This is a genomic window from Methylobacterium sp. FW306-05-D (assembly GCF_058782155.1).
The window spans coordinates 1-22,859 of the sequence record NZ_JBYSXL010000008.1 but is presented as its reverse complement, the minus strand read 5'-3'; the positions used below and the strand labels follow the sequence as shown (position 1 = coordinate 22,859).

The following is a 22,859-nucleotide window of genomic DNA, read 5'->3' as shown; positions in this document are numbered from 1 at the left end:
GGCAGGCCCGGCCCCCTCTCGGATGATTTCAGAGGTTTCGTTTCGGAAGCACCGCGTCTCTCGGAGGGGCTCGGATCGACGATCAAATTCATCCGAAAATCGGATGAGGAATTGCCGAGAGCCATGCCCCGGACTATAGCTCGATCGGACGGGCGAGGCGCGGCGATGGGCAAGCTCTATCAGTCGGGCAGCGTCATCCTTCGGGTCTATGCCAACGATCATCTGCCGCCGCATTTCCACATTCTGACACCGGATCACGAGGCTCTCGTGGAGATCGCCACCCTGCGACTGCTGGCCGGCTCCCTACCCGGCAAGAGCGAGCGCGAAGCCCTGGCCTGGGCCGCCGCGAACCGCGACGCCGTCGCGGCCGAATGGAATCGGACCAACGCCCGCTTCCCGATTGCCTGAGGAGGTTGCCGTGACCGATCCCCTGCCCCGCATCTCCACCGTCATCGCCACGGGTCCCACCAGCCTCGGCGTGATGTGGTGCGACGACCGTTCCGATCGCGTGGACCTCGCCGGATGGATCGCCACCGGCGGGGAGATCCTGTCGCCTCTGAGCGATTACGCCCTGTTCGCCACGGTCCGGCTAGGGGATCACGGGACCTGCGTGGAATGGGGCGGCGAGGACGGCGACCTCGCCATCGATGCCCATCATCTCAGGCTGATCGCGGATGAGCAGCGGCGGTTCGGCGGCGCAGAGGTCGCTGCCTGGCAGGCGGCCGCCGGACTGTCGAACCAGGAATCCGCGGATTTCCTCGGCCTCTCGCTGAGCACGTGGAACGCCTACAAGGCGGGCATCAGCGCGGTGCCGACTCCCGTGGCGATGGCGTGTCGGGCGGCCCTGCGCGACCCGATCCTGCTCCATGCCCACTATCGGCCGCGCAAACGGGGCCGCCCGCGCCGCGTGGGCGCCCCCAGCGCAGCGTAGGGTTGCGCGGTCCGCCAGGCAGAGACCGCGACACACTGAGACTCCGGCGGCCGAGAACGGAAGAGGACTGAAACCCGCAACCGCGCGTCGCTGCCGACGATCGATGCGGCAGTCTCACGCAGCGTCGCAGAACCTTCGGAACCGGGACCCCGCCTTCCCGCGGACGAGTCGTCTCACCAGATCAAGACATCACGGTCCACCAGACAAGGACGACGCCATGCGCAGCTCTGCAGCCCTCCTCCTCGCCGGCCTCGCGGTTCTCGCCGCCGGTCCGGCCCTCGCCCAGGTCTCCTCCCGCGGCGTCGACAGCCTCAACGACACGAACGAGCGCCTCTCCACCCGCAGCGAACTGCGCGGCATCGAGCAGCGCCAGCAGTTCGACACCAACCAGACGCGGATGCAGATCCAGCGCAGTGACCTGTTCCGGCCGAGTGCGCCCGCCGCCCCGATCGTGGTTCCGGGCCGCCGCTGAGGCCGAACGGCCGGGCCGGGCGCACCGTGCAGGCCCTGGCGCGCACCGGCCTTCCCTGTGCTATGTGCGCCGGCGGGGCAGGTCCCGGCCCGGGTGACGAGGCGGAACAGAGACGGTGCGTGACATCCTGACCGCGCTGGCGGGCGCCGTCATCCTGCTCCTCGTCGCGGCCCTCGCCGTTCCGCCCTTCGTGGCCTGGGAGGGCTATCGTGGCACGCTCGACCGCACGATCGCGCGCTCCCTCGGAATCGCGGCGCAGACCGAGGGACGCATCGGCCTCCGTCTCCTGCCCTCGCCGCGCCTGAAGCTCGACCGCCTGCGCCTGGGCCCGGGCACCGGCGCTGCGCCGGGGGCCGCCCTCGACCAGCCCCAGCTCGACCTGCAGTGGATCAAGGCCGAGATCGCCCTGGCGCCGCTCCTGAAGGGCGAGATCCGCTTCACCGAGACGCGGGTCGGCCGGGCTGAGGTCAAGCTTCCCGTCACCGACGGCGAGGCGATCCTGCTGCCCGCCCGCGGCCTCTCGGCCGCCCTGCGGCGCGACCTCGCCATCGAGGACCTGTCGATCCGGCAGTTCGTACTGACGACCCAGGTGCCGGCGACGGGTCGGACCGAGCAGTTCTACGCCGAGGCCCTGCAGATCTCGGCGCCCGCCCTCGCCGGCCCCTGGCGGGCCGAGGGGACGAGCCGGGGCGTACCCTTCCGCGTCTCCACGGGCGAGATCGACCCCGACGGCGTTAGCGTGAAGATCGCGGGCGGCGGCGACACGCAGCCCCGTTTCGAGGCCGACGCCCGCATCGGCCTCTCCCCCGCGGGCACCGGCACGGGCGGGCGGCGCCTGGTGGCGGCGGTGGCCGAGGGCAGCGCCCGGATCGTCGTCGGGCCGCCGGTCCAGGCGGCGGGCGCCTATCTCCCCTTCTCCCTCGCCGGCAAGTTCAAGGGCCGCGGCCTGACGGCCCGGTTCACCGACGTCGCCCTGGAGATCGATCCCGGCGGGCAGGCCCTGCGGCTCGGCGGCACGGGCCAGATCGACCTCAAGCAATGGCGCGGGGCCCTCGCCCTCTCCGCCCGGCGCCTCGACCTCGACGCCTTCCTGACCTCGGCGGCCGGGCAGGCGCTGATCGCCCGCGGCGTGCCGGCCACCGGCGGTCGCAACGGGCTCGGGCTGCCGATCATGGTCGACCTCGACCTCACGGTGGACAGCGTGGTCCTCGGCCTCGACGAATGGTCGGGCCTCGGCGCCAGCGGCACCCTCGACCGCACGGGCGGCGTGGTCCTGCGCCGCCTCGACGCGACCGCCCCGGGCGCCGCGGCCCTCGGCGCCAGCGGCGAGATCGACACCGAGGCGGGCGCGCGCTTCACCGGGCACCTGTCCCTGGACACGCCGGCCTCCGACGGGTTCGGCCGCTATCTGCGCCGCCTCGGGCTCGAGGGACCGGCCGTGGCGGTGATGGACGGGCGCCCGGTGCAGCTGACCACCGACCTGTCGGTGGCGGCAGGCACGGTCTCCCTGCGCAACCTGCGCCTCGGCCTGGGCGAGGCCCGCATCACCGGCAACGCCCGCTACACGGCGGCGGAGGGCACGGAGCGGGGACGCTTCGACGCGCAGCTCGCCGCACAGGGCCTCGACATCGCCGCCCTGCCGGTGCTGAGCGGCACCCTCGCCGATCTGCGGGGCCACGATGTCGGGATCACCCTCCAGGCCCGGGAGGTGCGCTACGGCCCCGCCGGAGCCCAGTCGGGCAACGGCACGATCGCCGCGAGCATCCAGTCGGACGGGCCGAGCCTCGTGGTCGACAGCCTCGACATCACCGATCTCGCCGGAGCCAATGCCAAGCTCTCGGGCCGGATCAACCCGGACGGCACGGGGCGGATCGCCGGCCAGGTCTCGGCGGCGGTCGCCGCCCCCCTGTTCGCCCTGCTCGACCGGGTCTGGGTGGCGGAGGCCCGCCGGGTCCCGGCCTTCCTCCGGGCCGGCGCCCTCGACCTCGCCGTCAGCCTGGAGCGGGATGCGGGCGCCGCCGACACGCTGCGGGTCGGCGCCCGGGGCAATGCCGCCGGCGGCACCCTCGATCTCGACCTTCTGAGCCGGGCGGGCCGCATCGACACCCTCGATCTGACCATCGCGACGGCGAACGCGGCCCCCTGGTTCGGACGCACGGACATCCCGGCCCTGCGCCGGCCCGGCCGCCTGCGCATCACGGGGGCGCCCGCCCCGGCCGACGGTCCCGGACAGTCCCCCGGCCTCGCCCTGCGCCTGAGCGGGACGATCGCCGACATCTCCGTCGCCACGGTGCAGCCGGTCGTCCTCGACGCCGCCGACCCCCTGCCCCGGGCAGGCGAGCTGCAGGTCGGCCTGCCCGACCTGGCGCCGCTCCTCACCCTGGCCGGCAGCGCCACGGCGATCCCCGGCCCCCTGCCGGCCGAGCTCGGCCTGCGTCTGTCGCGCACCGGAGCCGAGGCGCGCCTCGGCCTCGTCGGCCGAATCTCCGGCCAGCCCGTCTCGGCGGACCTGACCGCCGGACCCGATGGCGCGATCGGCGGCAGCGCGACCCTGACCCGGCTGTCCCTGCCGCTGCTCGCCGGCGCCGCGATCCTGCCGACCGAGGCCCCGCGCGGACCCGGACAGAGCCCCGCGAGCGCCCGCTTCGCGCCGGTTCCGACGGGGCGTCCGCCGGTCTCCCTCAGCCTCCGGGTCGACAGTCTCGACCTCGGACGCGGACTCACCGCCACCGGCGCGACCCTCGGTGTCGCCCTCGACGGCGAGACCCTGACCCTGCGTGACCTCGACGCGACCCTCGCCGGTGGACGCGTCGCGGGACGCGCGACCTCGACACGTCAGGGCGGCGCCGCCGCGCTCTCCGGCGAGGGCCAGATCACCGATGCGGAGATCCCCGGTCTGGTCGGGGTCGGACCGGTCGCGGGTCGGGTGACGGCCCAGCTGCGCTTCGGCAGCTCGGGCGAGAGCCTCACCGGAGTGATGAACAATCTCGGCGGCAGCGGCACGCTCACGCTCGCCGGCCTCAGCCTGCCGGGCGCCGATCCCTCCGGTCTCGACCGGGCGCTCGGACGGGCTCTGGCGGAAGACGATCCCCTGCGCGAAGGCCGGCTGCAGGCCCTCGTCGTCGAGGAACTCGGCGCAGGACCGCTGACCGTGGCGGGGCCGGTCACGGCCCCCGCCAGCCTCGTCGGCGGCAGCCTGCGCGCCGGTCCGCTGACGCTCGCCCTCGGCGCCGCGCGCTGGAGCGGCACCCTCGGCATCGACCTGCGGGACGCGCGACTCGATGCGCGCGGAACGCTCGTCGCCGGCCAGGCGCCCAAGGGCTGGAGCGGGGCGAACCCGTCGATCCAGCTCGGCTTCGCCGGTCCGATCCGCAATCCCGAGCGCAGCGTCGATGCCGGACCGGTGACCAACGGGCTGGCCGCCCTGGTGCTTCAGCGCGAACTGGAGAAGATCGAGCTGTTCGAGGCCGATCAGAGCGAACGCCTGCGCCGCCGCGCCCGCATCGAGATGGACAAGGCCCGCGTGCTCGCCATCAAGGCCGCGGCGGACAAGCTGGCGGCCGAGGAAGCGGCGCGCCAAGCACGCCTGCGGGCGCAGCAGGCGGCCGACGAAGCCGCCCGTGAGGCGCAGGCGCGCGAAACCGAGGCTGCGCGTCGCCCGCAGGCTCCGGAGGCCAATCCTCCGCAGCCCGAAGCGGCACCGCAGCCTTGATGCGGCTCCTCAGGCCTTGCCGACGGCCAGCAGGGCGAAGGCCTGGATCAGACCGACCTCCTCCAGGCGGTCGAAGCGACCGGCGGCGCCGCCGTGGCCGGCCTCCATGTTGATGCGCAGGAGGATCGGACCGCCCCCCGTCATGGTCGCCCGCAGGCGCGCGACCCACTTCGCGGGCTCCCAATAGGTGACGCGGGGGTCGGTCAGCCCGCCGAGCGCCAGGATCGCCGGGTAGGCCTTGGCCGCCACGTTGTCGTAGGGGGAGTAGGCCAGAATGGTCTCGAAGGCCGTGACGCTCTCGCCCGGGTTCCCCCATTCCGGCCATTCCGGCGGCGTCAGAGGCAGTTCGCCGTCGAGCATGGTGTTCAGCACGTCGACGAAGGGTACGTCGGCGACGATGCCCGCGAACAGCTCCGGCGCGAGGTTGGCCACCGCCCCCATCAGCATCCCGCCGGCGGAGCCGCCATGGGCCACGATCCGGCCCTGTGCCGTATAGTTCGCATCGATCAGCGCCCGGGCGCAGGCGACGAAATCCGAGAAGGTGTTGGGCTTCTTCTCGCGCTTGCCGTCGAGATACCAGCGCCAGCCCTTTTCGGTCCCGCCGCGGACATGCGCGATGGCGTAGACGAAGCCGCGATCGACCAGCGAGAGAAGGTTGGTGCGGAAGGCCGCCGGCATCAGCGTGCCGTAGGAGCCGTAGCCGTAGAGCAGCAGCGGCGCCGATCCGTCGAGGGCGCAGTCGCGCCGGTGCAGCAGCGAGATCGGTACGGTCTCGCCGTCCGGTGCCGTGGCGAACAGGCGCCGGGTGACGTAATCCTCCGGGTTGTGTCCGCTCGGGACGGTCTGGCGCTTGCGTAGCTGCCGGGCCCGGGTGACGCAGTCGTAATCGTAGGTCTCCGCGGGCGTCGTCATCGACGAGTAGGTGAAGCGGATCACCGCCGTCTCGAATTCATGTCCGGGCTGCAGGCCAAGGGAATAGGCCTCCTCGGCGAAGGCGACCACGTGCTCGTTGCCCTTGGTGTCGCGCACGACGAGACGCGGGCGGGCGTTCTCGATTTCCAGACGCACGAGATGATCGGCGATCACGTGCTGGTGGCGGATCATCACACCGGGGCGGTGGGCGATCACGTCGGTCCAGTTCTCGCGGCCGGGCGCCTCGACCCGGGCGGTGACGATCTTGAAGTCCTCGGCGCCGTCGGCATTGGTGAGGATGAAGAGGTGGTTCGCCCAGTTCTCGACCGAGTAGATCAGCAGCGGCTCACGCGGCTGCACCACGGTCAGGGCGCCCTCCCCCGTCCGACGGTCGAGGAAATGAACCTCGGACGTCTCATGATCGCTGGCGGTGACCGCCAGGAAATCGCCCGATTGGGTCTCCTCGATATGGACGAAGAAACCGGAATCGGCCTCTTCATAGACGAGGGTGTCGGCATCCTGCGCGGTGCCGATGCGATGGCGCATCACCCGCGCGGGGCGGTGGTTGTCGTCGACCGCGACGTAGAAGAACGCGCGACCGTCGGCGGTCCAGACCACCTCTCCGGTCGTCGCCTCGACGCGGTCCGGCAGATCCGCGCCGCTCTCGAGATCTCGGATCCGGATGCCGTGCAGTTCCGAACCCTTGGTATCGGCACTCCAGGCGAGCAATCGGTGATCGTCGGAATGGACTGCCGCCGCGATTTCGAAGAAAGCGAGGCCCTCGCCCTCGCGGTCGCCGTCGATGAGGATGACCTCTCCCTCTTCGGGGCCGCCATCGGCTGCGGTCTCGGCTCCCTGCCCGGGGATCACAACGACGGTGCGGGGCCGCCGGCAAACGAGCGGATGCTGTCCGCCCTCACGATGCCGGGTGTAGTAGGCGAAGGGCCCGTCCGGCTCGGGCACGCTGCTGTCGTCCTCGCGGATGCGAGCACGCATCTCGGCGACGAGGGTCTTGCGCAGCGTCGCCGTGCTCGCCAACGCGGCTTCCGAATAGGCGTTCTCGCTTGCCAGATGGTCCCGGATATCGGCGGGAAGGGTGCTCGGGTCCTTGAGGACGTCCCGCCAATTTTCGGCTTTCAGCCAAGCATAGTCGTCACGGATCACCCGGCCATGAACTTCGTAGGTGTGCGGACGCACTTCCGTGACGGGAGCGGCGGCTGAAACCGAGATGTTGGTTGACTGGGAGGCCATCGCAAAAAATCCTGGCGCGGAGTCGAGACACGGGGCGGTGTCGCTCCATGTTGTCGTGCCATGTGGCGCGGACGCGATCGGCAAGCAAGCGTTCGACGGTCGAAGGAGCGACCCGACCTTTGCCACCGGCGCCTGCGGCAATCCGTCTGGGAGATCAACGCGGAATCGTGCTCGGCCGGCTGAACGTGAAATTCCCCGAAATCGGCATGGTTGAACTATTATTCTCACCGGTTGCTTGATATTGTCGAAGTGCGCACGCACGTCTTGCGAGGTTGCGCAGAATAGAATACGAAGACAGCATAGCGGGCGAAGTTGCTGCGCATTCTATAGCGCGCACGGATCAGACGGTGACGCTGGGGAGTCGATCCGCGGAACGAGCCATCACCGACGCCAAGGCGGTCGGACTGCTGGGTACCTTATCAGTGCATCGCGTCAGGAGAGTTCTTCCGATTATGAACGATATCGAAAACTCCGCGGATTTTGTCGAGCTGACTGTCGACATCGTATCGGCTTATGTGAGCAATAACCCGGTGCCTCCCGGCGAATTGGCCCAGTTGATCACGCGCATCCATGGGGCTCTGACGCAGATCGCCAGCGGACAAATCGAATCCAAGGCGTCTGCCGCGCCGCTTCAGCCCGCGATTTCCGTCAAGAAGTCGGTGACGGCCGATCACATCGTCTGCCTGGAAGACGGGCGGACCTTCAAATCGTTGAAGCGTCATCTGCGCGCCAAGTACGACATGAGCCCCGAGCAGTACCGCGCCAAGTGGGGGCTGCCGCCGGACTACCCCATGGTCGCCCCGAACTACGCCAAGGCACGCTCCGACCTCGCGAAGGCGATCGGTCTCGGACAGACCCGCAACGGGAACTACGACGAGGCGGCCTGATCCGGCCCCGCTCCGGAGATCCTGCTTTCTCCGGAGCCAGTCTCGGCGTTCGAAGACGCCACGGTCGCATCGTGGCCGGCGTCTCTCGCACGCGACCCGCCGCCGGCGAAAAAGCCGTCAAGACTTGAACTAGGATATTTTTCCCGTACCATCTAGCAACGGTGGCCGCCGCCCTTGTCCCGAGTACTGGAACAAACCATGAACATTGATCGGACTTTTCCGTCGATCGTCGCTGTTGGCCCGGTTCGGGCGCCTCGCACCGGCGCAGCACAGGTCCCAGTCCCGCGCCTCGGCACCGGGACGATGAATCCCGAATCTCGGCGGATGCTCAATGCCCTGGCGCAGGAGGGCGCCTACGCCCTCCCCGATCCCACCGAGAGCGAAGGCTGGATCGTTCGCGAGGGAGGCGCCGGCATTTCCCTCGGGGGCGGCCGCTTCGGGCAAGGTGCGGGCGCCGAGCTTCTGGCGCAGGATCTGGCGGAGCGCGGTTCGGGACGCAGGGCCCGATTGACGATCAGCCCGGCGGGGCGGGCCAGGATCCGGCGGGAGCTCGCCGGCGCGCAGACACCCTACCTCGCCCAGCATCTCGATCTCGTCGGCACCGCAGGCGAACCGGACCGACCGGCCCGCGACGCCTCCGAGAGTCCTCTGGCCTGGATGGCACGGCGTCGGGGTCGCGACGGCACGCCCCTCATCGATACGGCCTGCTTCGAAGCGGGCGAACGCTTGCGCCGCGATCTCACCGGAGCGGCGCTCCTGCCGCGGATGGGCCAGGATTGGAGCGGTGTGAAGGTCGATGGATCGGGACCGCGCGATCCTGCCGCCGGCTCCGACGCGATGCTGGCTGCGCGCCAGCGGGTCCGTTCGGCCCTCGATGCCGTCGGCAACGACCTGTCGGGCCTGCTGATCGACCTGTGCGGCTTCCTCAAGGGCCTCGAGCGGATCGAGGCGGAGCGGCGCTGGCCGGCGCGCTCGGCCAAGGTGGTGGTGCGCATCGCCCTGGCGCGGCTGGCCGAACATTACGGGCTGGAACGCGAAGCGGTCGGACCAGACCGGAGCCGTCCGCGCCTGTGGCGGGCGGCCTCCGACCCGGCGGCGCAGCAGGGCTGATGCTGGCCGCTCAGGCGGCTGTCAGGCGGATCGCATCCCGGTGGATGCGCTCCGCCATGGCACGGACGCCGTTGGAGCGCTTCGAGGTGAGGTGGGCCCCGAGACCGATCTCCTTGAAGGTCTGGAAGACGTCGACCTTGGCGATGTCCTCCGGCGCTTTGCCCTCGTGGAGGGCCATGACGAGGGCGATCAGCCCCTTGGTGATCACCGAGTCGCTGGTTCCGCGCAGATGGAGACGGGGCGGCGTCCCGGAGCGGTCGACGTGGGATTCGACCCAGACCTGGCTCTCGCAGCCGTGGACCCGATTCTCCTCGGTCAACAATTCTTCCGGAAACGGCGGCAAGGCGCGCCCGAGTTCGATCAGGTACTCGTAGCGATCCGGCCCCTCGTCGAGGATGCTGAAATTGTCGATGATCGTCTCGATGTCTGGCAGCATGGTCGGGGAAACGGCTCCTGTGCGGCGGCACCCCTGCGCATATAGTCCATGCCTGCGCCAATGCGATCCTCAGGCCGACTGCGCCAGCACCTCGGGCAGTTGCAGTTCCAGGGGCTCGGCGGGGGTGCCGATCCCCCTCACGGCGATCTCGGCCTGAGAGGCGTAGGCGGCGATCAGGCGGGGGCCGAGATTGGGAACTTCGAGCTTGCCGGGAGCGGCGCCCTCTCCCGCTCCGGAAACGATGCTGAGGCGCACGGGCCCACCGGCCGCCGCGTCGATCTGGATCGCGATGGTGCAGGCGACCGTCTCGGCGGTGGTGTCGAGGCATTCCGACACCACCTCGGCGACGATCATCCCGAGGGCGTTGGCGGTGCGCGGCTCGACCAGGCTGGTGCCGTGTCCGCCGACGGTGACGCCGATGCGCCCGGCCCGGCGCAGCTGACCGAGACCCGAGGCGAGCCGGTGCAGATAGTCGCGCAGGTCGATGGAGGCGATGTGGGGTGCTTCGTGCAGATGCTGCTGCACCAGCGCGATGGCGCGCACCCGCTGGCCCAGCGCCTCGAAGCTGCCCCGGCAGGGCGGCGGTGCGGCGCGGCCGTAGAGCCCGATCAGGCTGACCATGACCTGGAGGTTGTTGCGCACCCGATGGTAGACCTCGGCGAGAAGCGCCTCCTTCTCGACCAGGGCGCGCTCGGAATGCTCCTCGGCATGCTTGCGGTCCGTGATGTCGAAGCAGGTGCCGAGGAATCCGACGAAATCGCCGTTCTCGCGCAAGGGCTTGGCGGTATCAAGGAGCCAGCGGTAGGCCCCGTCGTGGCGCCGCAGACGGAACTCGGAGGTGAACGGTTCCTGCGCGGCGAAGGCCTTGGCCACGATGGCGGCATGGCGCTCCAGGTCGTCGGGATGCAGGCCCCGACGCCAGCCGTGACCAAGCTCCTCCTCGACCGAACGGCCCGTGAAGGCGAGCCAGGATTCGTTGTGGTGAACGGCGGCGCCCTGGGGATCAGCCCGCCACATCATCAGGGGCACGAAATCCGCAAAACGCCGGAACTCGCCGCAACCCATAACACTCACCGATGCCGCCTCGGTCGACGGTGTGTCCGCGGCCATGATGTTTCGATCCACCCGTTCCAAGCACCGGCCCCGCCAGAGCCAGCGCCGGTCAACGTGCCGGGCATGGGCCCGTTCCGATCCTACGTTGTGATGAGGGCCTTATCCTCAGGTGTCTGGGATGTGGCGGGACGGCACGGCCGTCAGAGCATGCTCGGCAGGATCCGGTCGGGTGGGCGATGCCCGTCCATGAAGGTCTTGATGTTGATGATCACCTTCTCGCCCATGTCGACGCGGCTCTCGTGGGTGGCCGAGCCCATGTGCGGCAGGAGCACGACCTTGCCGGCGCGGGCGAGCTTGACGAGGCGGGGGCTCACCGCGGGCTCCTGCTCGAACACGTCGAGGCCGGCGCCGGAGATGTCGCCGGCCTCCAGCAGGCGGGCCAGCGCGGTCTCGTCGATGACCTCGCCGCGGGCGGTGTTCACCACCACGGCCTCGGGCTTCAGGAGCTTGAGGCGGCGGGCGGAGAGCAGGTGGTAGGTGGCCGGGGTATGCGGGCAGTTCACGGAGACGATGTCGACGCGCGCGAGCATCTGGTCGAGGGATTCCCAATAGGTCGCGTCGAGGTCGCGCTCGATCTGGGCGGGCACGCGCCGGCGGTTGTGATAATGGATCTGGAGACCGAAGGCCTTGGCCCGGCGGGCCAGGGCCTGGCCGATCCGGCCCATGCCGACGATGCCGAGGCGCTTGCCGGTGATCCGGCGGCCGAGCATCCAGGTCGGCGACCAGCCGGTGGTCCAGGCGTCGTCCGGGATGATCCGGGCGCCCTCGGTGACCCGGCGGGCGACGGCGAGGATCAGCGCCATGGTCATGTCGGCGGTGTCCTCGGTGAGGACGCCGGGGGTGTTGGTGACGGTGATGCCGCGCTCCAGGGCCGCGGCCACGTCGATGTGATCGACGCCATTGCCGAAATTGGCGATCAGCCGCAGGTTCGGGCCGGCCTGGGCGAGGAGGCCCGAATCGATCTCGTCGGTCACGGTCGGGACCAGCACGTCGGCCTCGCGCAGGGCCGCCATCAGGGCGTCGGGCGCCATCGGGGCATCGTCGGTGTTGAGCCGGATCTCGAAGAGCTCGCGCATCCGCGTCTCGACGACCTCGGGCAGACGCCGCGTGACGACCACCAGCGGCTTGCGCTTCAACGACGACATGCACCCTCCCCGCGAACGGCGTCGACCGGTCCGCATCCGACCCGGCCGGTCTCCGGCGCGATCTCCGATGCGGGGGCGGCGCCGCAGGCTTACCGTGCGTTAACCACGCACCGGTCAAGACATTCGAGACGACCGGGCCGGCGGCCGGAAGGCCGCGACCCCAGGGTCCTGTCGACCCTCAGGCCTCTCTACCAGAGAGGCCGCGGAACACAATGCACGCCGGGGCCGGCCGTCACCCTGCGGCTTGCTCCGGACAGCGTGAAGGATCACCGGACGATGCGCGCGCCTGCCCTGCTCCTCACCCTCGCGACCCTCCTGTCGGCCGGCGCCGCCGCGGCCGCCCCGGCGCCGGGGGCCGGGCCCGACGTCGCCCTGGGTCCGGTCACGAAGCTGCCGCTGCCGCGCTACGCCAGCCTGAAGACCGACCGCGTCAACCTGCGCGAGGGCCCCTCGAAGGACCACCGCACCCTCTGGGTGTTCCAGCGGGCCGGCCTGCCCGTCGAGATCGTGGCCGAGTTCGAGACCTGGCGCCGCATCCGCGATTCGGAGGGCACCGAGGGCTGGGTGCTGCACTCGCTGCTCTCGGGCCGGCGCACCTCCGTCGTCACCGCCGGCAAGGGGAGCGACAAGGGGGGCGAGAAGGCCCCGGTGCCGCTCTACGCCAAGGCCGACGAGGCCTCCGGCGAGGAGGCCCGCCTCCAGGCCGGCGTCATCGGCAGCGTCAAGGCCTGCACCGGCACCTGGTGCCGGATCATCGTGGCGATGCCCCAGCGGCGCGGCGATGTGGACGGCTACATCCGCCAGGACCGGCTCTGGGGCGTCTATCCCAACGAGAAGGTGGAGTAGGGCGCCCCGCGGCGCCCGCCGCTCTACGATTGCCGCATGAAGGTGTCGGGCGTGCCCGTGTCGTCGGCGACGAAGCGGATGTCGCGGGGCTCGCGCCGGGGCGTGTCGACGGAGAGGAACACCATCGGCTGCTCGAGGATCTCGGGGACCGAATGCACCACCCCGCGCTTGAAGAAGACCAGCTTGCCGGGGCCGACCTCCACGGGGGCCTCGTCGCCGAACGTCATCAGGCAGCGCCCGGACAGCACGTAGAGGTACTCGTCGCAGGAGGCGTGGCTGTGCGGCGGCGTCGGCCGGTAGACCCGGAACACCCGGGCGCTGGCCGCCGGATCGTCGGTGAAGCGGTGATCCGCCACCATGGTGTCGGAGGTCTCGGGCAGGCGCGCGGCCTGCTCCGCCACGTCGAAGACGCCGTGCGCCGTCAAGCTGTCTGCCCGCATCCTGTCCGTTTCCATGACCTGCATGTCCTCTTCTGCCCGTCGCCGTGAAGCCTCGATTACCTAGCCGAAAAATCACCGTCAGCGACTTGGGATTGAGGGATTGATCGCTGAAGTAGATTGCTATCCAGCGCCGCAGCCCAAGTGCTAGACGCCAGCTGTCCTACGGATCGGATACACTGTAATAAAGACAGATCATTAACTATAATATCTGTTATAGCAAGCAAGCTATCAGTGAAAGCATGAGCACAAGCACCAAAAATGGCGAGCAACGTTCAGTCACTCAGACAAATGAAATTTGAGCTCTAAGAGCAAAGCCAAGGACGTAACTCCTTCCTTGCTCTTCAGATGCGACTTACCAGCGTCCCAAATGAGACAGAAGCGAACTTTCGTGACAAGCACGCTCGCGGGAATTTTACCGCTGTCTTTTTTCTGCAATGCTCGATTGCGATTGGCGCGCCAGCTGAGACTTGCAGATGACTGAGTTCGTTTTTCCGCATTCGCTTGAGTACCCTGACAATCATGACATAACACTATCGGAAATAGCCGCAACACTAATTGCACAGGAAAAGCTATTACCGCTTGCCGCAGAAATCTTAGAGAGACTATATCCTGGATTTGAAGTTAGTAAAGTAAAGATAGATCTAGAATACGCACGTCGTGGCTCTTTGCAAGAAGCTTTTTTCGTTGCGATATTTGCTACTTATCAGAAGGACTTGGACAAGGCGGTCCCGAAGATGATTGAACAAATCTCAGGAATACAGTTCCCCGACGAATACAAGCCAGTATTGTCAATACTTTTTGTCGTTTTACTATACTTAGGCGCAAAAGCAATTACCAGTCGCCTCAGCAGGAAAAAAGAAGGCGACAAGGACACGACTCCAAATATTAATGGTGACTACAACACTATAATAAATATTGCATCAGGCTCACTTAATGTTAGTCCGAACGAACTTGAAGCTGCGGTTAAAGCAACAGCAACCCCTAAACGGCACGGCTTAATCGGAAGATCAGCTATTGACCTATTCCGACCAGCGAAGAAAGGGAGAGCTGGCCGCATTCGTGTTGGGGGAGCTCCCGAAATCAGCCGCGAGTCTGTGGCGGAATTTCCTGATGCGGTGACGTTGGCCGAACTTGAGGATGATACCGAGATCGAATCCTACTCTGACGTAATCCTCGAAGTCCGCGCAACTGACCGTGACAGAGCCGAAATAGGCTGGGCCGGCCGGCTTCATATTGGGGCGATGTCTACAAAGAGGCTTAGCTTAAAACTTTCTCCAAGCGTTGATCGGGAAGCCCTCTCGAAATTAGAGCGCGTGAAAGTCGAAGCGCTTGTCGAGAGCAGACGGATGAACGATGACACGCTTAAACCAATCCGTATACATGTCTTACGCATCCTAGATTAACCCTCAAATAGCGCTTACCGAATCAATTCATTTATTCAAACACTTAATCAGTGATAATTCTATTTGGTGCATTTACCCTGTCGGGTCACCCTCCCGGACCCAACGCAACCGTGATCAGGCTTAGGGGCTCATAACGTTACAACGTTGCAAAAAATCGAGTGCGCCCCGTTGACTTGCCGGCCGGCCACGGGAAAAGGTCCACCGGCCAAGGTTCCCGCGGGTCGTCGGCCCCGGGGGCGAAGAGGGACTTCGGGGTGCTCATCGGGGCGCTTCCGAAGCGGCCCCCGCACCTGTCGGCGGCGAGGTCCCGCCCTCCGGAGTCACCGGTGCATCGCACCGGGACGGCCGGGCGGGAGCGACGACCCGTGCGCCAGGAGGCGGCAGCCAGGATGCCTGCCTCGGGCAATGAAATGTCTCTCGGGCGGGGGTGTCCCGGCGGAGCGCTGGAACGGGCCGGGCTGCCGAGGCATCCGATCCCCGTGAGGGCACCCGCTCGGCCGTCGCTCGACAACCATGAGCGCCACCGGTGTCCCTCCGTCCGAGCCCGTCCGCCGCGAAGGCCGCGATCCCGAACCTGCCCCGCGCGGCCGAGGCGCGACGGCGGTCGGGGCGCCGGGGCTCGCGCTGCGCGCTCGCGGCGATGCTCTCGGCGGGTTCGCCGGCCCTGGAGGCGCGGGCGCAGGAGGCCGTCACCCTGGAGGAGCTGTCGGTGGAAGGGGCGGGCGGCGCCCCGGCCACGGGCGCGGCGGGCCTCGCCCCCGGGATCGGGCTGATCGGCCCGACGCCGGGTTACCGGGCCGACCGGGCGGTGAGCAGCACCAAGACCGACACGCCCCAGCGCGACGTGCCCCAGGTCGTCACCGTCGCGCCCCGCGCGGTGATCACCGACCTCGCCGCCACCCGGGTCGACCGGGTCTTCAACTACACGCCCGGCGTCGCCCAGCAGAATAATTTCGGCGGCCTGACGGTGTTCAGCTACGCCGTGCGCGGAACCACGACCTCGGAACTCTACCGCAACGGCTTCCCGATCAACCGGGGCTCGCCGCCGCCGCCCGACACCCAGAACGTCGAGCGCATCGAGGTGCTGAAGGGCCCCGGCGGCGGCCTGTTCGGGCGCAGCGACCCGGGCGGCCTCGTCAACGTCGTCACCAAGCAGCCGACGGCCGAGCGCTTCGTCGAGATGGGCGGCCTCTGGGGCTCGTTCGAGCAGTTCCGCGGCACAGTCGATGCCGGCGGCGCCCTCAACGCGGACGGCACGCTGCTCTACCGCTTCAACGTCGCGGGCGGCCGCCAGAACAGCTTTCGCGATTTCGTGGATGGCGACCGGCTCCTCGTCGCGCCCGTGGTGAGCTGGCAGGTCACGCCGGACACGAAGGTCACCGTCGAGACCGAGTTCCTGCGCAACCGGATCGTGTTCGACCGGGGCGTCATCGCGATCAACAAGCAACTGGGATTCCTGCCGATCTCCCGGTTCCTCGGCGAGCCGGGCCAGAGCACGTACCAGAGCTCGGACACGATGCAGGTTCGGGTCGAGCACCGCTTCGACGCCGATTGGCAGATGCGGCTCGCCACCCACTTCAACACCGGCTCGCTGGCCGGGGAATCGGCGGAGATCCGCGCCATCGCCGCCGACAACCGCACGGTGCTGCGCGACCGGAATGTTCGCGATTACCGCTGGGACACGGCGATCGGCCAGGCCGAGGTGGTGGGGCGCTTCGCCACCGGCGCATTCGGCCACACCGTGCTCCTCGGCTTCGAGCGCGAGAGCACCGACAGCCGCGTGGTCTACGAGCGCTCGAACTTCCGCCAGAGCCCCTACAGCCTCGACATCTACGATCCGCGCTACGGCCAACCTCTGCCGCCGATCACCATCCGGCGCAACAACCTCGAGCGGATCACCAGCACGGCCCTCTACGCCCAGGACCAGATCGCCCTCAGCCCCGAGTGGAAGGCCCTGCTCGGGGTCCGGTTCGACGTCTTCGAGCAATCCTTCCGCGAGCGCACCACGGCGACCCAGGTGGACCAGACCCGGGTGGCAGCCACGCCGCGCGCCGGCCTCGTCTACCAGCCCCTGCCGGAGCTCGCCCTCTACACCAACGTGGGCACCAGCTTCCGGCCCAATATCGGCCCCGACGCCTTCGCGGTGGCCCGCTCCGCGCCGTTCGAGCCGGAGACCGGCCTCGGCTACGAAGTCGGCGCCAAGCTCGACCTGTTCGGCGGCGCGCTCGGCCTGACGGCGGCGGCCTTCCGCATCGAGCGGCAGAACGTGCTCACGGCCGACCCCAACAACAGCGGCTTCTCCCTGGCGGCCGGCGGGGTGCGCAGCCAGGGCTTCGAGCTCACCGCCGCCGGCCAGATCACCCCCGAGATCCAGATCCTGGCGGGCTACGTCTACGCCGACGCCGTGGTCACGAAGGACACCGTGCTGCCGGTGGGCGCGCCGCTGATCAACATCCCGCGCCACTCCGGCAGCCTGCTCGCCGTGCACGAGGTGCAGGCGGGCCCCTGGAAGGGCCTCGGCCTCGGCGGCGGGGTGCGCGGGGTCGGCGAGCGGGCCGGGGACGCGGCGGGCTCCGGCTTCATGCTCCCGGCCTACATCGCGGTCGATGCCCTGGCCTATTACCGCTACGAGAACATGCGCTTCGGCCTCAACGTCGAGAACCTCTTCGACGCGACCTATTACGAGAGCTCGCTCAACGTCTTCCGGGTCTATCCCGGCGCGCCCCGGCGCTTCACCGGCACGCTCTCGGTGCGGTTCTGATGCGCCCCGCCCAGGCGTCCTCCGGCGCCGCCTCGCCCCCGGCCGCCGCCCGCCTCGCCGCGATCGACGCCCTGCGGGGCCTCGTCATGCTGCTCATGCTCGTCGACCACGTGCGGGAGTTCGTCTACCTGCACGCCCAGGTCCGCGACCCCATGGATCTCGGCCTCACCCCGCCGGACCTCGCCCTGACGCGGCTGACCTCCCACCTCTGCGCGCCGGTCTTCATCCTGCTCACCGGCCTCTCGGCCAGCCTCTACGCGCAGAAGCACGGCGACCGGGGCGCGGCCAGCGCCTTCCTGCTCAAGCGCGGCCTCCTGCTGATCCTGCTGGAGGTGACGCTGGTGAACCTCGCCTGGACCCGCAGCCTCCTGCCGCCGATCCTCTACCTGCAGGTGATCTGGGCCATCGGCCTCAGCATGGTGGCGCTCGCCGGCCTGCTCTGGCTGCCGCGCGCCGGCCTGACCCTCTTCGCCCTGGCGGTGATGCTCGGCCACAACGGGCTCGACGGGCTCCTGCTCCGGCCCGACGAGACCGGCTACGTCCTCTGGTCGATCCTGCACCAGCGCGGCGTCGTCGACCTGCCCTGGGGCGTGGCGCGGACCTCCTATCCGGTGCTGCCCTGGTTCGGCGTGATCGCGGCGGGCTACGCGCTGGGTCCGCTCTTCGCCGGCGGGGTCGCGCCGGCCAGCCGCCGCGCGGGGCTGCTGGCGCTCGGCGGCGCGGCCCTCGCCGCCTTCCTGATCCTGCGCAGCCTCGACGGCTACGGCGAGCCGGTGCCGTGGCGGCCGGGGGCGACACCGCTCCTGACCGCCCTCTCCTTCCTGAACCTGACCAAGTATCCGCCCTCGGCCGACTTCCTGCTGCTGACGCTGGGGCTCGGCCTCGTCCTCCTCGCCCTGTTCGAGGCCGTGCCGGCGCGACGCCTCGGCGGGCTGTGCGTCTTCGGCGGCGCGCCGCTGTTCTTCTACCTCGCCCATCTCTGGCTGCTGCGCCTGCTCCACGACGGCGCCCTGGCGCTCGGCCTCGGCGGCCCCTCCGGGCGGATCGAGGCGGGGGCGCCGTGGCAGATCTGGCTGGTCGCGGCGGCCCTGGCGCCGCCGCTCTGGCTCGCCTGCCGCTGGATGGTCGGCCTCAAGCGCCGCGCCGCCTGGCCCGGCCTGAGCTACCTCTAGCGCCGAGCCGTACCCCTAGAATAAAGTCCGAATATAGGATTTTATGTTTGACACCGCGACGCTCCTGAGGTATCAACAGGGCACGCTCAGGAAGTGTGAGTGGCGAGGGAGGCGGCGATGACCACGCTGGTGCCGATCGTCGCGTCGATCCGCGGGGCCGTCGAGGCGGCCATGCGCGAGACCCAGCGTCCCGTCACCGACATCGCGGCCGAGACCGGGGTGCGGGTCACCACCATCCGGACCTGGAACAAGCGCTACGGCTGGCGCCCCACGGCGGCGACGGCCTCCACGGCCTTCACCCCCGAGCGCTGGAAGCCGGCGCGGCGGGCGGCGGTGGCGCGGCTCTACCGCGAGGACTGGATCGACATCGGCGACCTCGCCGTGGCGCTGGGCGTGGCCCGGCACCGGGCCGAGGCCCTGTTCGCCCAGTGCGGCCTGGAGGGGCGCCGGCCCGGCGAGGTCGGGCGCGCCCTGGGGCCGGACGCCGACCCGCGAAGGATGCGGGCGGCGCTGCGGGCGCAGATCGCGCGCCAGATCCTGCATTTCGACGCGGCGCTGAACGGGGCGGCCGCCCAGGATTCCGACGGGGGCCGCGGCTTCGACAGCGCGCGCGTCCTGCGCGACCTCGGCGGCCTGAAGCGCCTCCTCGACGAGACCACGGAAGACGGGCGGGGAGGACGCGATGGGTCGGGTCTCGACGGGCCGGGCGGGAACGGCGACGGCCACCCGGCCGACGATCGGCCCACCGACGATCTGCCCGCCCTGCGCGCGGAGATCGCGCGCCGCGCTGAGGCGCTCGGCGGCGAGCGGGCGGATGCCAGCGCTGCTGGCGGACCTGCCGCCCTCCCAGATCCGGGCCCTGGCGACTGACTGGCTGCTGGCCGCCCGCGACGACCAGCTCCCGCCCTGCCCGGCCCTGGCGGACTGGACCACCTGGGCGGTGATCGGCGGGCGCGGCGCCGGCAAGACCCGCACGGGGGCCGAGTGGGTGCGCGCCCTGGCGCTCGGCGACCCGGCCTTCACCGCCCGGCCGGTCGGGCGCATCGCCCTCGTCGGCGAGACCTTCGCGGATGTCCGCGACGTCATGGTGGAGGGCCCTTCCGGCCTCCTCGGCCTGGCCGGGCGGCGGCCGCGCTGGTCGCCCTCGCGCCGGCGCCTGGAATGGGACAACGGCGCGGTCGGCCTCGCCTTCTCGGCCGAGGAGCCGGATTCCCTGCGCGGGCCCCAGTTCGGCGCGGCCTGGTCGGACGAGATCGCCAAGTGGCGCCACGCCGAGGCCGCCTGGGACATGATCCAGTTCGGCCTGCGCCTCGGGCACCGGCCGCGCGGGCTCGTCACCACCACGCCCCGGCCGATCCCGCTGCTGCGGCGGATCCTGGCCGATCCGCTCACCGTGGTCAGCCGGGCGCGCACCGCCGACAACGCCGCCAACCTGGCGCCGACCTTCCTGGAGGCGGTGGTGGGGCGCTATGCCGGCACCCGCCTGGGGCGCCAGGAACTCGACGGCGAGCTGATCTCGGACCGGGCCGACGGCCTCTGGACCCGGGACGGCCTGGAGGCCGCCCGCGTCCCGGCGGCGCCCGCGGAGCTGCGCCGCATCGTGGTGGCGGTGGACCCGCCGGCCTCCTCGAAGGCTGGGGCGGATGCCTGCGGGATCGTCGCCGCCGGCCTCGACGCCAGCGGCCACGCCTACGTGCTGGCCGACGCCACCTTGGCCAGGGCCGCCCCCGAGGCCTGGGCCTCGGCCGCGCTGGCGCTCTACCACCGCCTGGCCGCCGACAGCCTCGTGGTCGAGGTCAACCAGGGCGGCGAGATGGCCACCGCCGTCCTGAACCAGGTCGATGCCGCGGTGCCGGTGACGGCGGTGCGGGCCACGCGCGGAAAGTACCTGCGGGCCGAGCCGGTCTCGGTGCTCTACGCGCAAGGGCGCGTCCACCATGTCGGCGCCCTGCCGGCGCTGGAGGACGAGCTCTGCGATTTCGGGCCGGACGGCCTCTCCTCCGGCGCCTCGCCGGACCGCCTCGACGCCCTGGTCTGGGCGCTGACGCACCTCCTCCTGCGCCGCGGCCCCGAGCCGCGCATCCGGCGCCTCTGAGCGCCCCCGATCCGTTCCCCGCGAGGCCCCGATGGCGAACCTCCTCTCCCGGCTCGTGCGCCGCGCCGCGCCCGCCACCAAGGCGGCCCCCCTCGCAGGCCCCCTCGGAGGCGTCGGCGTCGCCTTCTACGGCGAGGGCCGGGCTTCCTGGACGCCGCGCGACATCGGGGCGCTCGCCCGCGAGGGCTTCCAGCGCAACGCCATCGTCCACCGGGCGGTGCGGCTGGTGGCCGAGGCCGCCGCCGCCCTGCCGCTCGGCCTGGTGGGGGCGGGCGCGGCCGGACCGCATCCCCTGGCGGCGCTGCTGGCCCGGCCGAACCCGCGCCAGGGCGGCGCGGCGCTCCTCGAATCGCTCTACGGGCACCTGATGGTCTCGGGCAACGCCTACCTCCAGGCGTCGGGCCTCGACGGCGTGCCCCGCGAGCTCCATGCGCTCCGCCCCGACCGGATGCGGGTGGTGGCCGGTCCCGACGGCTGGCCGGCGGCCTACGATTACGCGGTGGGCGGGCGCACCCTGCGCTTCGACCAGGGCGGGGACGGCGTGCCGCCGATCCTCCACCTCACCCTGTTCCACCCCACCGACGACCATTACGGCCTCTCGCCGATGGAGGCGGCGGCAATCGCCCTCGACATCCACAACGCGGCGGGCGCCTGGAACAAGGCGCTCCTCGACAACGCGGCGCGCCCCTCCGGCGCCCTGGTCTTCGCGACCCAGAGCGGCTCCACCCTGAGCGACGCGCAATTCACCCGCCTCAAGGGCGAGCTCGAGGCGAACTACCAGGGCGCCGGCAATGCCGGCCGGCCGCTGCTGCTGGAGGGCGGCCTCGACTGGAAGCCCCTGGCGCTCTCGCCCAAGGACATGGATTTCGTCGAGGCCAAGAGCGGGGCCGCCCGCGAGATCGCGCTGGCCTTCGGCGTGCCGCCCCTGCTCCTCGGCCTGCCCGGCGACAACACCCACGCCAACTACGCCGAGGCCAACCGCGCCTTCTACCGCCAGACCGTGATCCCCCTGGTGCGGCGCACGGCGGAAGCCCTGGCCCAGTGGCTGGAGCCGGCCTTCGGCCCCGCCCGCCTGGAGCCCGACCTCGACGCCATCGAGGCCCTGGCCCCGGAACGCGAGAGCCTGTGGCGCCGGGTCCAGGCGGCGGACTTCCTCACCGAGGCGGAGAAGCGCGAGGCAGTGGGCTACGGGCCGATGCCGGGCGGGTGAGCGAGATCGGTCCGCGCGAAGTCGTCGCCCTTGTAGAGGAGGGACGCGCCGTGGGCCCGCGCGCAGGCATAGGCGTGGCAATCGCCCATGTTCAGGGCGGCCGGGTGCCGGCCCTTGCCGAAGCGGTCATAGGCCGCGATGGCGAGGTCGGACTCGGCTTCCCCGAGGGGCACGAAGCGGATGGCGCCGGCCTCGAGGTAGAGGCGCACCTGCGCCCGGGCCGCCTCCACCGTGAAGGCGTAGCTGCGAACGAGGCCGGCCACCGTCTCCCAGACCGAGAGGGCGGAGCACAGGCGATCCGCGTCGGCCTCCAGCCGGTCGCTCAGGGCATCGGCCTCCGGTTCGCCGGTGATGATGGCGATCAGGGCGGAGGCGTCGACGAAGATCGTCACGCGCCGCTCAGGTCGTCGAAGAACGCCTTGTCGGCCGCCTGGCCCGTCGGCGCCGGCAGCGGATGGCGGGCGCGCAGCGCGGCGAACCGCTCGCGCAAGGGCACGACGGGGGCGATCCGGGCGAGCTCCGCCGAGACGGCCCGGTGGACCGCCTCCGATTTCGTGACCCCGGCCGTCTCGGCGAGACGCGCGACCAGCGCCGCCGTGCGGTCGTCCTTGATGTAGAGCGGCATCGGCGCCTCCGAATATCCCTTGCTGCGACGAGGATATCCCACCCCTGGCCGGCTGTCACCGGACCTTGTCAGCGGAGTCTCCCATGGACGGCCATTTCACCGGCTATGCCAGCCTGTTCGGCGTGCCCGATCTCGGGCGCGACGTGGTGGCGCCGGGCGCCTTCGCGGCGAGCCTCGCGGCGCGGGGCGTCGCGGGGGTGCGGATGCTCTGGCAGCACGATCCGGCCGAGCCCGTGGGGCGCTGGCTCTCCCTGCGCGAGGACGGCCGCGGCCTGCGGGTGGCGGGCGCGCTGAACCTCGCCGTCCAGCGCGCCCGCGAGCTCGACGCGCTCCTCGGG

General features: G+C 70.3%; 22 protein-coding genes and 1 riboswitch. Of the genes, 15 read left to right on the top strand and 7 right to left on the bottom strand.

Annotated elements, in window-relative coordinates; all coding sequences use genetic code 11:
• Positions 1–165: 165 nt before the first annotated feature.
• The 4 genes from AC3WLN_RS05115 to AC3WLN_RS05100 all read left to right on the top strand — a co-directional run bounded on the left by AC3WLN_RS05115 (position 166) and on the right by AC3WLN_RS05100 (position 5,115).
• Entirely contained in the window at positions 166–408 is a 243-nt protein-coding gene (locus tag AC3WLN_RS05115) for a DUF4160 domain-containing protein (protein WP_492480006.1), read from the top strand.
• A gap of 10 nt (positions 409–418) precedes the next feature.
• Positions 419–931, top strand: coding sequence for a hypothetical protein (locus AC3WLN_RS05110; protein WP_492480005.1), 513 nt, complete (start codon positions 419–421; stop codon positions 929–931).
• Positions 932–1,148: 217 nt separating this feature from the next.
• On the top strand, positions 1,149–1,403 hold the full coding sequence (locus AC3WLN_RS05105; RefSeq protein ID WP_463770631.1) for a hypothetical protein: 255 nt from the start codon (positions 1,149–1,151) through the stop codon (positions 1,401–1,403).
• Positions 1,404–1,518: 115 nt separating this feature from the next.
• Positions 1,519–5,115 carry an AsmA family protein gene (locus AC3WLN_RS05100; RefSeq protein WP_492480004.1) on the top strand — a complete coding sequence of 1,199 codons (3,597 nt, stop codon included), beginning with the start codon at positions 1,519–1,521 and terminating at the stop codon, positions 5,113–5,115.
• A gap of 9 nt (positions 5,116–5,124) precedes the next feature.
• Here AC3WLN_RS05100 and AC3WLN_RS05095 read toward each other — a convergent pair whose 3' ends face one another.
• Positions 5,125–7,278, bottom strand: a complete 2,154-nt coding sequence (locus AC3WLN_RS05095; protein WP_492480003.1) for a S9 family peptidase — start codon at positions 7,276–7,278, stop codon at positions 5,125–5,127.
• A 452-nt stretch (positions 7,279–7,730) separates the two neighbouring features.
• Here AC3WLN_RS05095 and AC3WLN_RS05090 point away from each other — a divergent pair, with 452 nt between their 5' ends.
• Positions 7,731–8,165 (top strand): Ros/MucR family transcriptional regulator, encoded by a 435-nt coding sequence (locus AC3WLN_RS05090; protein ID WP_492480002.1) that lies wholly within the window; start codon positions 7,731–7,733, stop codon positions 8,163–8,165.
• Between the two features lie 303 nt (positions 8,166–8,468).
• Positions 8,469–9,275: a DUF6456 domain-containing protein gene (locus AC3WLN_RS05085; protein WP_492480001.1), complete on the top strand. Its 807-nt coding sequence runs from the start codon at positions 8,469–8,471 to the stop codon at positions 9,273–9,275.
• 10 nt (positions 9,276–9,285) lie between these two features.
• Here AC3WLN_RS05085 and AC3WLN_RS05080 read toward each other — a convergent pair whose 3' ends face one another.
• The 3 genes from AC3WLN_RS05080 to AC3WLN_RS05070 all read right to left on the bottom strand — a co-directional run bounded on the left by AC3WLN_RS05080 (position 9,286) and on the right by AC3WLN_RS05070 (position 11,969).
• Positions 9,286–9,711, bottom strand: coding sequence for a SufE family protein (locus tag AC3WLN_RS05080; protein ID WP_492480000.1), 426 nt, complete (start codon positions 9,709–9,711; stop codon positions 9,286–9,288).
• A gap of 69 nt (positions 9,712–9,780) precedes the next feature.
• Positions 9,781–10,821: a sensor histidine kinase gene (locus tag AC3WLN_RS05075; protein ID WP_492479999.1), complete on the bottom strand. Its 1,041-nt coding sequence runs from the start codon at positions 10,819–10,821 to the stop codon at positions 9,781–9,783.
• A 143-nt stretch (positions 10,822–10,964) separates the two neighbouring features.
• Complete coding sequence (locus AC3WLN_RS05070; protein ID WP_492479998.1) at positions 10,965–11,969, bottom strand: 2-hydroxyacid dehydrogenase; 1,005 nt, start codon at positions 11,967–11,969, stop codon at positions 10,965–10,967.
• Between the two features lie 276 nt (positions 11,970–12,245).
• Between AC3WLN_RS05070 and AC3WLN_RS05065 the strand changes: the two genes are divergently transcribed.
• Positions 12,246–12,815 (top strand): SH3 domain-containing protein, encoded by a 570-nt coding sequence (locus AC3WLN_RS05065; protein WP_492479997.1) that lies wholly within the window; start codon positions 12,246–12,248, stop codon positions 12,813–12,815.
• A 23-nt stretch (positions 12,816–12,838) separates the two neighbouring features.
• Here the strand turns inward: AC3WLN_RS05065 and AC3WLN_RS05060 are convergent, their stop codons facing one another.
• Entirely contained in the window at positions 12,839–13,255 is a 417-nt protein-coding gene (locus tag AC3WLN_RS05060) for a cupin domain-containing protein (RefSeq protein ID WP_492479996.1), read from the bottom strand.
• Positions 13,256–13,600: 345 nt separating this feature from the next.
• On the opposite strand from AC3WLN_RS05060, the gene AC3WLN_RS05055 reads away from it, so the two are divergent.
• The 7 genes from AC3WLN_RS05055 to AC3WLN_RS05025 all read left to right on the top strand — a co-directional run bounded on the left by AC3WLN_RS05055 (position 13,601) and on the right by AC3WLN_RS05025 (position 21,896).
• The gene (locus AC3WLN_RS05055) at positions 13,601–13,732 is read left to right on the top strand and encodes a DUF6471 domain-containing protein (RefSeq protein WP_492479995.1); all 132 of its coding nucleotides are present in this window, start codon (positions 13,601–13,603) and stop codon (positions 13,730–13,732) included.
• Positions 13,729–14,658 carry a hypothetical protein gene (locus AC3WLN_RS05050; protein WP_492479994.1) on the top strand — a complete coding sequence of 310 codons (930 nt, stop codon included), beginning with the start codon at positions 13,729–13,731 and terminating at the stop codon, positions 14,656–14,658. Before AC3WLN_RS05055 ends, AC3WLN_RS05050 begins: the two co-directional genes overlap by 4 nt.
• Positions 14,659–14,849: 191 nt before the next feature.
• A riboswitch (cobalamin riboswitch) is annotated at positions 14,850–15,073 on the top strand.
• Between the two features lie 225 nt (positions 15,074–15,298).
• Positions 15,299–17,419, top strand: coding sequence for a TonB-dependent siderophore receptor (locus tag AC3WLN_RS05045; protein ID WP_492480058.1), 2,121 nt, complete (start codon positions 15,299–15,301; stop codon positions 17,417–17,419).
• A complete protein-coding gene (locus AC3WLN_RS05040) occupies positions 17,419–18,591 on the top strand; it encodes an acetyltransferase domain-containing protein (protein ID WP_492479993.1) in 1,173 nt (390 codons plus the stop codon). The genes AC3WLN_RS05045 and AC3WLN_RS05040 overlap by 1 nt, the downstream gene beginning before the upstream one ends.
• Positions 18,592–18,708: 117 nt before the next feature.
• The gene (locus AC3WLN_RS05035; protein ID WP_492479992.1) at positions 18,709–19,461 is read left to right on the top strand and encodes a hypothetical protein; all 753 of its coding nucleotides are present in this window, start codon (positions 18,709–18,711) and stop codon (positions 19,459–19,461) included.
• Complete coding sequence (locus AC3WLN_RS05030; RefSeq protein WP_492479991.1) at positions 19,406–20,686, top strand: DNA-packaging protein; 1,281 nt, start codon at positions 19,406–19,408, stop codon at positions 20,684–20,686. Before AC3WLN_RS05035 ends, AC3WLN_RS05030 begins: the two co-directional genes overlap by 56 nt.
• A 31-nt stretch (positions 20,687–20,717) precedes the next feature.
• Positions 20,718–21,896 carry a phage portal protein gene (locus AC3WLN_RS05025; protein WP_492479990.1) on the top strand — a complete coding sequence of 393 codons (1,179 nt, stop codon included), beginning with the start codon at positions 20,718–20,720 and terminating at the stop codon, positions 21,894–21,896.
• Here the strand turns inward: AC3WLN_RS05025 and AC3WLN_RS05020 are convergent.
• A complete protein-coding gene (locus AC3WLN_RS05020; protein ID WP_492480057.1) occupies positions 21,872–22,282 on the bottom strand; it encodes a type II toxin-antitoxin system VapC family toxin in 411 nt (136 codons plus the stop codon). The genes AC3WLN_RS05025 and AC3WLN_RS05020 overlap by 25 nt on opposite strands.
• A gap of 2 nt (positions 22,283–22,284) precedes the next feature.
• Positions 22,285–22,521 carry a type II toxin-antitoxin system VapB family antitoxin gene (locus AC3WLN_RS05015; RefSeq protein WP_492479989.1) on the bottom strand — a complete coding sequence of 79 codons (237 nt, stop codon included), beginning with the start codon at positions 22,519–22,521 and terminating at the stop codon, positions 22,285–22,287.
• Positions 22,522–22,604: 83 nt separating this feature from the next.
• On the opposite strand from AC3WLN_RS05015, the gene AC3WLN_RS05010 reads away from it, so the two are divergent.
• A partial coding sequence (locus AC3WLN_RS05010; protein ID WP_492479988.1) for an HK97 family phage prohead protease occupies positions 22,605–22,859 on the top strand: 255 nt, incomplete at its 3' end.